The organism is Mesorhizobium sp. M0601, assembly GCF_040320845.1.
Classification (GTDB): Bacteria; Pseudomonadota; Alphaproteobacteria; order Rhizobiales; family Rhizobiaceae; genus Mesorhizobium.
This window is the reverse complement of the sequence record NZ_JAMYQK010000132.1, coordinates 1-772: the sequence shown is the minus strand read 5'-3', so window position 1 is coordinate 772 and position 772 is coordinate 1. Positions and strand designations below refer to the sequence as shown.

1 protein-coding gene is annotated in these 772 nt (G+C 60.0%); it reads right to left on the bottom strand.

The genetic code is table 11. The features are described 5' to 3' along the window. Nucleotides 1-103 precede the first annotated feature (103 nt). Nucleotides 104-511: a carboxymuconolactone decarboxylase family protein gene (locus tag NKI41_RS33225; protein WP_352542966.1), complete on the bottom strand. Its 408-nt coding sequence runs from the start codon at nt 509-511 to the stop codon at nt 104-106. Nucleotides 512-772: the final 261 nt, after the last annotated feature.

Sequence of the window (772 nt, the reverse complement as noted above, 5' to 3'; positions counted from 1 at the left end):
TCCACCATCGCGAATCTCCCTGCTCCAACCTCACAACAGAATCACTGATCGGCTTCTGTGCAAAGATCTCACAAGGGGAGAAGGGAAGGCGCCGCGCCTCACCTCACCGCACCTCGAACTGCGGATCGACCGGTATCTGCATCGCGGTGACCATCTGGTTGGTCTGCCCGGCCAGCCCGATGATCGAGACCAGTTCGCCATGCTGCGCATCGGTCATGCCCTTGGCCCGCGCTGTCGCCGTATGCGAATGGACGCAATAGGAGCAGCCATTGGCGGTCGAGACGGCGATGTAGATCATCTCCTTGGTCAGCGGATCGATGGCGCTGTCGGCGACCATCACCGCCTTGAGCTGTTCCCACACCCGCTTCAGCGACGCCGGATCATTGGCCAGCCCGCGCCAGAAATTGTTGACGAAATCGGATTTGCGCGTCGCACGGATGTCGTCGAATACCGCCTTGACCGCCGGGATTTTTTCCACCTCGGCATCGCTCAGAAGTTTCGTCGTGGCCATGGCTTGGTCCTTTCGTTTGGATCGTTATGCGAGGTCGTTGAATCAGGTCGGGAGAAAAGGCGGCTAACCGCCTTGGATGAATCAGCAATTGACGCGCTGAGGCAAGACCGTAAGGCTGGCCGAGGCCCCTCACCCTCGTCATCCCTGGGCGAAGCAGGAGCGAAGCTCCGTCGCGGAGACCCTGGGATCCATATGTGGACGGCGCCCTGCCTGCAACGGTTGTTTTGCGTCGTTTTCGATCGCTTGCGTCCATATGTCCGG

Excerpts from the sequence above, each read along its gene's own strand:
- NKI41_RS33225 (WP_352542966.1), bottom strand. The coding sequence starts at position 511 with ATGGCCACGACGAAACTTCTGAGCGATGCCGAGGTGGAAAAAATCCCG.